At 68.4% G+C, this 8,939-nt stretch carries 9 protein-coding genes; 5 read left to right on the forward strand and 4 right to left on the reverse strand.

The window, feature by feature from the left end:
• Positions 1 to 135: 135 nt before the first annotated feature.
• Complete coding sequence (locus tag ACWELQ_RS28810; RefSeq protein ID WP_452400172.1) at positions 136 to 459, reverse strand: rhodanese-like domain-containing protein; 324 nt, start codon at positions 457 to 459, stop codon at positions 136 to 138.
• A 44-nt stretch (positions 460 to 503) separates the two neighbouring features.
• Complete coding sequence (locus ACWELQ_RS28815; RefSeq protein ID WP_452400173.1) at positions 504 to 2,828, reverse strand: BTAD domain-containing putative transcriptional regulator; 2,325 nt, start codon at positions 2,826 to 2,828, stop codon at positions 504 to 506.
• A 290-nt stretch (positions 2,829 to 3,118) separates the two neighbouring features.
• Between ACWELQ_RS28815 and ACWELQ_RS28820 the strand changes: the two genes are divergently transcribed.
• Entirely contained in the window at positions 3,119 to 3,433 is a 315-nt protein-coding gene (locus tag ACWELQ_RS28820) for a hypothetical protein (protein ID WP_452400174.1), read from the forward strand.
• On the opposite strand, the gene ACWELQ_RS28825 is transcribed toward ACWELQ_RS28820, so the two are convergent.
• Positions 3,402 to 4,613: a TetR family transcriptional regulator gene (locus tag ACWELQ_RS28825; RefSeq protein ID WP_452400175.1), complete on the reverse strand. Its 1,212-nt coding sequence runs from the start codon at positions 4,611 to 4,613 to the stop codon at positions 3,402 to 3,404. The two genes, ACWELQ_RS28820 and ACWELQ_RS28825, sit on opposite strands and share 32 nt — an antisense overlap.
• Before the next feature lie 94 nt (positions 4,614 to 4,707).
• Here ACWELQ_RS28825 and ACWELQ_RS28830 point away from each other — a divergent pair, with 94 nt between their 5' ends.
• Both ACWELQ_RS28830 and ACWELQ_RS28835 read left to right on the forward strand, forming a co-directional pair.
• Positions 4,708 to 5,151, forward strand: coding sequence for an SRPBCC family protein (locus tag ACWELQ_RS28830; RefSeq protein WP_452400176.1), 444 nt, complete (start codon positions 4,708 to 4,710; stop codon positions 5,149 to 5,151).
• 21 nt (positions 5,152 to 5,172) lie between these two features.
• Positions 5,173 to 5,934, forward strand: coding sequence for an enoyl-CoA hydratase (locus tag ACWELQ_RS28835; protein WP_452400177.1), 762 nt, complete (start codon positions 5,173 to 5,175; stop codon positions 5,932 to 5,934).
• A gap of 36 nt (positions 5,935 to 5,970) precedes the next feature.
• On the opposite strand, the gene ACWELQ_RS28840 is transcribed toward ACWELQ_RS28835, so the two are convergent.
• Entirely contained in the window at positions 5,971 to 6,564 is a 594-nt protein-coding gene (locus ACWELQ_RS28840; RefSeq protein ID WP_452400178.1) for an SACE_7040 family transcriptional regulator, read from the reverse strand.
• A 108-nt stretch (positions 6,565 to 6,672) separates the two neighbouring features.
• Here ACWELQ_RS28840 and ACWELQ_RS28845 point away from each other — a divergent pair, with 108 nt between their 5' ends.
• Together ACWELQ_RS28845 and ACWELQ_RS28850 are read left to right on the forward strand one after the other, a co-directional pair.
• Positions 6,673 to 8,235: a carboxyl transferase domain-containing protein gene (locus ACWELQ_RS28845; RefSeq protein ID WP_452400179.1), complete on the forward strand. Its 1,563-nt coding sequence runs from the start codon at positions 6,673 to 6,675 to the stop codon at positions 8,233 to 8,235.
• A 5-nt stretch (positions 8,236 to 8,240) separates the two neighbouring features.
• Positions 8,241 to 8,939 (forward strand): biotin carboxylase N-terminal domain-containing protein (locus tag ACWELQ_RS28850; protein WP_452400180.1); only part of this gene is annotated, 699 nt, incomplete at its 3' end.

The raw sequence follows: 8,939 nt of genomic DNA on the forward strand, positions 1-8,939 counted from the left end.
GGGATCGGTCCCGGCCGGGGTGGCCACGAAGGCGTCGATGGTGCCGTTGGGTGTGGTCAGCTGGATCGTGCTCATCGGTGAGCCCCTTCGTCGTGGATCGAACCAACCACCGCATCCTATATCTGTCTGGGACAATTAGCTTTCGACGGGCAGGCCCGCGTCGGTCCAATCCTGAATGCCGTCACGGTATTTGCGGACGTTCGTGTAGCCGAGCTGCTCGAGCTTGGTGGCCACGTGCTGGCTGTTCGCGCACGCGGCATTGGAGCAGTAGGTGACGATGGCCGCCGCGCGGTCCGGGAGCAGTTGCGGGGCACGGGCTTCCACCTCGTCCTCGACGAGGGCGACGGCGCCGGGGAGATGAGCCTTGGCGTAGTACTCGCCGCCCAGGGCGTCGAGCACGATCACCGAGCCCGCCTCGATCTCCTGGACCAGTTCGTCGCGGGTGATGAGTGCGGTCATGGGAATTCCTTTCCGAGCACGAAACTGTGTGCGCGTGCACGCTACTACTTATGTGCGGGCGCACGCAACTGGTTAGAATGGCCGGGTGCCCGCTCCCCGATCGCATCCGGCCGTCCACGCCTGGTCAGCACTGCTGCAAGTGCATGCCAAACTCGTGCCCGAACTCGACGCCGCCCTGCGCCGCGCCACCGGTCTCCCGCTGAGCTGGTACGACGTCCTGCTGGAACTCGATGCGCCGCACCGGCTCCGGATGATGGGTCGGCCAGTTGCTGGGCCGCCGACACCGCCTGCTCGCGCACCCGGCGCGCCTCGATCCAGCGGGCCTGAAAAGCCATGGCGGAGACCAGAGCGCAGTGCGCCTCCACCAGCGCCACCCGATCGGCGCGCGCGGCATGCTCGCCGTCGTGTCCGGCCAGCTCGTGCAACTCGATGACCGATTGCCACAGTCGCACGGTGTCGGCGGCCATGCCGCGATCGGTATTGCGCACCGCCGCCTGCCGGGCGAATTCGATGGCGGGTGCCGCGGTTTCGGGTCGTGCGCCCAGCACGGCGTGGTGGGCGAGCATTTCCGGGTCGCGGGCCAGACCGGGGAAGTCCTCGGCGTGGGTCAGCAGCAATTGCAGTGCGGTCCAGTGCATTCGGCTGCGGCGCAGCTGCGGGATGCCCAGGTAGACCGAGTCCCGGATGAGGGCGTGGTCGAAGGTGATGCGGCCGGTGCGGTCGCTGCGGACCAGGGCGGCCACCTCGGCCTCGGCGAGCAGATCGATCAGCTCGTCCTCGCCGATCGCGGTGGACAGCGCCAGGATTCGCAAGTCGACGCCGTCGCCCCAGATGGCGAGTTGCCCGAGCACGGTGGCCACGCCGGGGGACAGGCGTTGCAGCCGGGTCCGGATGAGTTCCCGGATGGAGTCGGGCACCTCGTCGCCGTCGCCGCCGAGGCGCTGGGCCGCCATGAGTTTGGCGGTCTCCCGGACGAACAGCGGGTTGCCGGCGGTGCGGCGGTGCAGGGATTGCAGTGCCTCGGTGGAGATCTCGGGCAGTCCGGCGTCCAGCACCGCCTGCCGGGTGGCCTCCAGATCCAGGCCGGTCAGCTGCAGCCATTCGGCGGTGTTGGGTGCCAGGGCGGCGGCTGTCGAGTGCAGGCCGGGGCCCGCCTCCGAGCCACGCAGGGTGATGAGCAGGAGTACTGGCTGGTCGCGCAGCCAGTTCACCACCTGGCGGAGGACCTGCAAGGTCGCCGTGTCGGCGCGGTGGGCGTCCTCGATGAGCAGGACGAGCGGTCCGTTCGCGGTGCGCTCGGTGCAGAGCGTCACCGCCGTGCGTGCGATCGCGAAAGCGTCCGCGCTGGCCAGGTTCTCGGCCATGGACCGATCCAGCCCGGCGAGCATCTCCACCCAGGCCCAGGCGGGTGGTGCGCCGTCGACTTCGGGGCAGCCGCCGCGTAGGGCCGTCCAGGAACCGGCGGCGAGTTGGCTCAGGACCGCCTCGGCGAGGGTGGTCTTGCCCGCGCCGGCCTCACCGGCCAGCCACACGATATGCAGTTTGCGGCCGGTGCTCGCTCGCGCCGCGGTCTCGCGCAACGTGGTCTGTTCGCGGGTGTAGCCGGGTTGGCTGGGAGCGGCGGGAATTCGGATGCCGGGCACGCTCGCCACCGGTCCGCCCGCGCCCGCGAGGGTTTCGGCGTGGCTGAGGATCGCCACTTCCAATTCGCGCAGCGCGGGGCTGGGGTCGATGCCGTATTCCGCGCCCAGATATTCGCGCGAGTGCCGCAGCGTGGCCAGGGCCTGCGCCTGTTGCCCGGCGCGGTATTGGGCGGTGGCGAGCAGGCGCGCGATTTCCTCGCGTTCGGGATGTTCGTCGAACAGCGTCCGCAGTTCGATGGCTACCTCGGTGGGCCGATTCAGTTCCAGTTCCACCGCGGCGCGCATTTCGGCGGCGGTGAGCCGCAGATCGGTGAGCCGGGCGGCCTCCTGTGCGGCCCAGCCGAATCCGGTCAGTCCCTCGTAGGCGCTGCCGTTCCAGCACGACAGGGCGGCGTCGAGCAGCCCGCGGCGTTCAAGCGGATCGGGGGTGCCGGGGGCGCGCAGCCGCCGTTCGTAATCATGCAGCAGCGCCTCGAAATGCCAGGCGTCCACGGATTCGGGCGGGAGTTCGAGTGCGTAGCCGGAGGATTTCGAGACCAGGAATCGCGACGGCGCGCGGCGTGGCCGGTCGGGTTCGACCAGGCGGCGCAGATTGTGAATGTGGACCTGGAGCACCGAGACCGCGGTCGGCGGCGGATTGCCTTCCCACAGATCGTCGATGAGCCGGTCGGCACTGGCGGCGCGGCCGCCCGCGGCGACCAGGCGGGCCAGCACCGCCCGCAACATGGTGGCTCCCAAGCCAACCGCTTGGTCTTCGATGCTGAGTTGGATCGGGCCGAGTACCTGAATCCGCGGTTCGACCATAAGGCAGCAATTATTCCACCGCGCGACGGCCCGACTCGGCGGAAACCGATGAGCGAATTCGACTCGCGCACTCCGCTTCCTGCATCCGCGAATGTTTGGCAAATATATTTGTCCAGAAGACAAGGCCCAATCACCACGAAAGAGTCCCGGAAGCGTGGCGGCGAATACTTTTCGGTATGACCGCTACGCAGGGATTGCCAATGGTGACAGTAATGAGCAAGAGCGACGACTACGCGGCCGTACTCGCACAGATCATGCGCGCCGGAGCTTGGCCGCCAGACGTCACGCAATCGCTGACGGGTAGCTATGAGAGGAACGCCATGAGCCGGACTGAGACGGTCGAGCCGCACACCATCGGCCTCTACTGGGACCGCGACGGTGATATCTGGCAGCGGGAGGACGGTGGCTGGCGGCTCATTCTGCAGAGCGGCGTCGCCGTCGATCCGATCTCGCTCTGGGAGTGGGACAACGGGTGCGTGCGCGACTACGCGCCGTTCACGCCGATGGAGACGAACCGAACAGGGTAGTTTCCATCAGCCGGATCACCCTGGGCTGCGGGCAGATCGACGGATGGTCGCCGAACTCCCGGCCCAGGTCGACGACCAGGCCGAAGGCGGCCTGCACCAGAATGCGCGCCTCGCTCTCGGACAGTTCGGTGCGCACGGCCACCAGCAACCGCACCCATTCGGCGACGATGAGCCGCTGCACATTGCGCAGCATGGTGCGCTCATCGGCCGAGACATGGCCGAATTCGGCGTAGTAGACGAAGGTCAGTTCGCGTTCGGCGAAGGAACCCGCGACATACAGATCGACCAGTTTGCTCAGTGCCTCGGCCGAACTCGACGACGACGCCACCGCCGGACCGATCGCGCCCGACACCCGATCCGCGGCCCGGCGGAAGGCCGCGGCCAGCAGATCGCCCTTGCTGCGGTAGTAGCGGTAGACGGCCGAGGCCGCCGACAGGTCGGCCGCCGCCGCGATGTCCTCCACGCTGACGTTCGGGTAGCCGCGCGCGTGGAACAGTTCGACGGCCTTCTTGAGCAGCAGCTCGTGTTTGAAGGATTGCGGGATCTCGACGGCTCTCGGCGCCGCGGCCGCGGTGCCCTCCGGCGGGAGATCGGTGGCGATGATGGCATCGCAGGCCGAATGCAGCAGTGCGGTCAGGGATTTGGCGGGCAGGGCGGCGTGGTGGTCGCCGATGCTCGAGATCACGCTCAACAGGCTGACCGCGCGCACCGCGCGATCGTGACCGTCCAATTCCGGACGGACAGCGCCGATGAGCGCGCGCAAAGTGGTCAGGGCGGCGGTGAACTGATCCTCGAGGGTCTGCCGGTCGGCGTCGTCGAGGTAGCGGCGTTCCCAGCGCACCAGGGTGACGGTGGAGCGGTTGGCGATGGTGTCGGCGATCATCCGATCGAGCACCCGGTCCAGGCGCTCACGGGGGTCGAGGTCCTCCTCGGGCGGGGTGGCGGCCTGTGCCGTCAGGTCGGCCAGGCGCAGCAACTCCTCGCGGAAGAGCGCGTACTTGCTCGGATAGTGCCGATACAGTGCGGCCGAGGAGATTCCGAGCCGGGTCGCGATGTCCTCCATGCTCACGCCGTGATAGCCGAGCGAACCGAACGCGGCGGCCGAGGTGGCGGCGATCTGGGCGCGCCGGTTCTTCGGGCGGCGGCGGATCACGCGCTGCGGCTGCTCCTCGACGGTCATACCGGCAATGGTAGTCACCAGGCAAAATCGTGGCGGCGACGCGGTGATCACGTAGGCTGCCCGCAGGATCCGAGTCGATCAGAACGGGGCCGGAATGCGCACGGTGGACGTTGAGCGCACGATCGAGGCACCGCAGCCGGACGTTTTCGACTGGCTCACCGATGTCACCAATTACCAACGGGTTCCACTGGTTCGGCGCGTCACGCTGGTGCGGCCCGGTCATACCAACGGCAATGGCGAGGGCGCGGTGCGGCTGGTGGTGACGCCGTTGCTGCGGCTCACCGAGGAGATCGTGGAATACGATCCGCCGCGGTTGATGCGCTATCGGTTGCTGAATTCCGTTCCGCCGCTACGACATCAGGAAGGTTCCATCGAGTGCGAGCCCTGCGACTCGGGCACCCGGGTGCGCTGGTCGTCGACCTTCGAGATCGCCGCGCCCCTGCTCGCGCCGCTGTGGACGCGGATGTTCCTGCCGGTGGTGCGGGGTGGCTTCGTCATGGTGTTGCGAACCGCGGCGCGGGAACTGCGCGGCGGGTGACGAGGGTTACCATCTGGGGCCATGGCGGAGATCAAGGTGGAGCGCCGCAATGCGGTGGCGCTGGTGACAGTGCACGATCCGGACAAGCGAAATGCGTTGACGCTGGACCTGTCCGCGGATCTCGCGGATGCGGTCGCCGATGCGGAAGCAGACCAGTCGGTCCATGCACTCGTGGTGACCGGGACACCTCCGGCCTTCTGCGCCGGTGCCAATCTGGCGGAGCTCGGCGAGGCCAATGAGGCCGGGCTGCGGTCGATCTACGAAGGCTTCCTCGCGGTGGCGCGGTGCAAGCTGCCGACCATCGCGGCGGTCGGCGGACAGGCCGTGGGCGCGGGGCTGAATCTCGCGCTGGCCGCCGACGTCCGGTTCGCTAATGGCAAGGCGCGCTTCGACGCTCGGTTCCTGCGACTGGGAATTCACCCGGGCGGCGGAATGACCTGGATGCTGCAGCGGGCAGTGGGTCCGCAGCAGGCGGCGGCCATGACACTGTTCGGTGAGGTGCTCGGCGCGGAGGCTGCCGAGCAGGCGGGGCTCGTGCACCGGGTCGTCGACGGCGATCATGACGCGCTGGTGGACGCCGCCGTCGAATTCGCCTCCGCCACCACCGATGTCCCGCGCGACCTGCTCATCACCACCAAGCGCACCATGCGGGCGACCCGGGCCCTGGCCGCCCACGCCGAAGCCGTGAGCACCGAGGTGGTGCCGCAACTGGACTCTCTCGGCTCCCCGGAATTCGCGGCCCGCCTGGCCGCCATGCAGGCCCGGATCGCGGGCCCCGCCTAGTAGGCGAACCCCGCGTCGATCATTTTCGCGAATCGCTCAGCTGAGGGCGGCTAGGGCCATCTGGCGCAGGATGGGGCGGGCGCGGGTGGCGAGGGCGGCCGGGGCGCTGTGGGGGGTGGAGTTGATCAGGCCGAAGGTGGCGTGGGCCTGGACGCGGGCGGCCGGTTCGGGGAGGTCGGGGTGGAGGTCGCGTAGGACCGCGACCCAGACTTCGACGTATTGGCGCTGGGTGCGGCGGACCTGGCGGCGGGCGGCGTCGGGGAGGTTGTCCAGGTCGCGGTCCTGGATGCGGATGAGTTCCGGCTCGCCGAAGGCGAAGTCGAGGTGGAAGTCGACCAGGCCGTTGAGGGCCCTTTTTGGGGTGTCCGCGGCTTCGGCGACCGCGCGGCCGCCGTCGAGTAGTCGCTGACTGATTCCGACCAGCAATTCGACCAGTAGCGCTTCCTTGTTCGGGAAGTGCCGGTACACCGCCGGGCCGCTGATGCCCGCCGCCGCGCCGAGATCATCCAGGCGCATGCCGAGGAATCCGCGGTCCGCGATCAGCCGTGCGCCCGCGTCCAGCAGCTGCTGCCGTCGCTGCGCCTTGAGCTGCTCGCGACGCGTGGGCGTCACGGTTTCCGCACTGTTCACCGTGGCTCCTCCCGTCGGTGCTGGACAACTCAGTTAGTGAAGATTATCTTATTTTCCAGTTATTGGTGACTAACCGAGCGGGCCTGCCCGAGCGGGGAGGCGGAGCGCATGACGCTGAGCGAGGAGACACGGACCGGTCACCGGGCCGCGCATCAGGCGTTGGTCGGTGAGCTGCGGGCACGGCTGGCCGTCAGCGCGCTGGGCGGCTCGGAGAAGAGCCGCGAGCGGCACCTGGCGCGCGGCAAGCTGCTGCCGCGGCAGCGGGTGGACCAGTTGCTGGACACCGGCAGTCCGTTCCTCGAGCTGTCGCCCCTGGCGGCCAACGGCATGTACGACGACGAGTGCCCGGGCGCGGGCGTCATCGGCGGCATCGGCCGGGTGTCGGGGCGCGAGTGCGTGATCATCGCGAACGACGCGACGGTCAAGGGCGGCACCTACTACCCGATGACGGTGAAGAAGCATCTGCGCGCCCAGGAAGTGGCGTTGCAGAACAACCTGCCGTGCATCTACCTGGTCGACTCCGGCGGCGCGTACCTGCCGCGGCAGGACGAGGTGTTCCCCGACCGTGAGCACTTCGGCCGCATCTTCTACAACCAGGCGAATATGAGCGCCAAGGGGATCGCGCAGATCTCCGCCGTGCTCGGATCCTGTACCGCCGGTGGCGCGTACGTGCCCGCCATGAGCGACGAGACCGTCATCGTGCGCAATCAGGGCACCATCTTCCTGGGCGGCCCGCCGCTGGTGAAGGCGGCCACCGGTGAGGTGGTGACCGCCGAGGAGCTGGGCGGCGGCGACTTGCATTCGCGCACTTCGGGTGTCACCGACCATCTGGCCGAGAGCGATCAGGACGCGCTGCGCATCGTGCGCAATATCGTCGCGACGCTGGGGCCCAAGACGCCGACGCCGTGGGATGTCGCGCCGACCGTGGATCCCATTGCGCCGCAGGACGAGTTGTACGACGTGGTGCCGGTGGATCTGCGGACGCCGTACGACGTGCGGGAGGTCATCACCCGGATGGTCGACGGTGGTGAGTTCCAGGAGTTCAAGGCGGAGTACGGCAAGACGCTGGTGACGGGGTTCGCTCGGATTCATGGTCATCCGGTGGGGATCGTCGCCAACAACGGTGTCCTTTTCGCTGAATCCGCCATGAAGGGCGCGCATTTCATCGAACTGTGCGATAAGCGCAAGATTCCGCTGCTGTTCCTGCAGAACATCACCGGGTTCATGGTCGGGCGCGACTACGAGGCGGGCGGCATCGCCAAGCACGGCGCGAAGATGGTCACCGCGGTGGCGTGCGCGCGGGTGCCCAAGCTGACCGTCGTCATCGGCGGCTCCTACGGCGCGGGCAACTACTCCATGTGCGGGCGCGCGTATTCGCCGCGCTTCCTGTGGATGTGGCCGAACGCGCGCATCTCGGTCATGGGCGGTGAGCAGGCGGCGTCGGTGCTGGCGACCGTCCGCGGTGATCAGAGCGAGGCGGATCTGGAGGAGTTCAAGGCCCCGATCCGCGCGCAGTACGAGGCGCAGGGCAATCCGTACTACTCGACGGCCCGGCTCTGGGACGATGGCGTCATCGATCCCGCCGATACCAGAACGGTTGTCGGCCTGGCCCTTTCGGTCTGCGCGCAGGCCCCGCTCGAGCCCGTTTCCTACGGCGTCTTCCGGATGTGATGACAATGATGAGCAAAGCCCAACCCGTGTCGTTCGATACGGTGCTGGTCGCCAATCGTGGCGAGATCGCCGTGCGTGTGATTCGCACGTTGCGGGACATGGGAATTCGATCGGTCGCGGTGTACAGCGACGCCGACGCCGACGCCCGCCACGTGCGGGAGGCGGATACGGCGGTCCGGCTCGGTCCGGCCGCCGCGCGCGAGTCGTATCTGAACATCGACAAGGTGGTCGCGGCCGCGGTGCGCTCCGGCGCGCAGGCCGTGCATCCGGGATACGGCTTCCTGTCGGAGAATTCGGCGTTCGCGGCGGCGCTGGAGGCGGCGGGGATCGCGTTCCTCGGGCCGTCGGCGCGGGCCATCGAGATCATGGGCGACAAGATCACCGCCAAGAACGCGGTGGCGGAGTACGGGGTGCCGGTGGTGCCGGGCATCGCCCGCCCCGGCCTGTCCGATGCCGAATTGATCGAGGCCGCAACCGAAATCGGGTATCCGGTGCTGGTCAAACCTTCCGCCGGTGGTGGCGGCAAGGGTATGCGACGGGTCGAGGATCCGGCGGATCTGCCCGCCGCGCTGATCAGTGCGCGGCGTGAGGCCGGTGCCGCCTTCGGTGACGACACCCTGTTCCTGGAACGCTTCGTCACCCGCCCCCGGCACATCGAGGTGCAGATCGTGGCCGATCAGTTCGGGCATGTACTGCATCTGGGC

It is taken from the genome of Nocardia sp. NPDC004722, assembly GCF_053601505.1.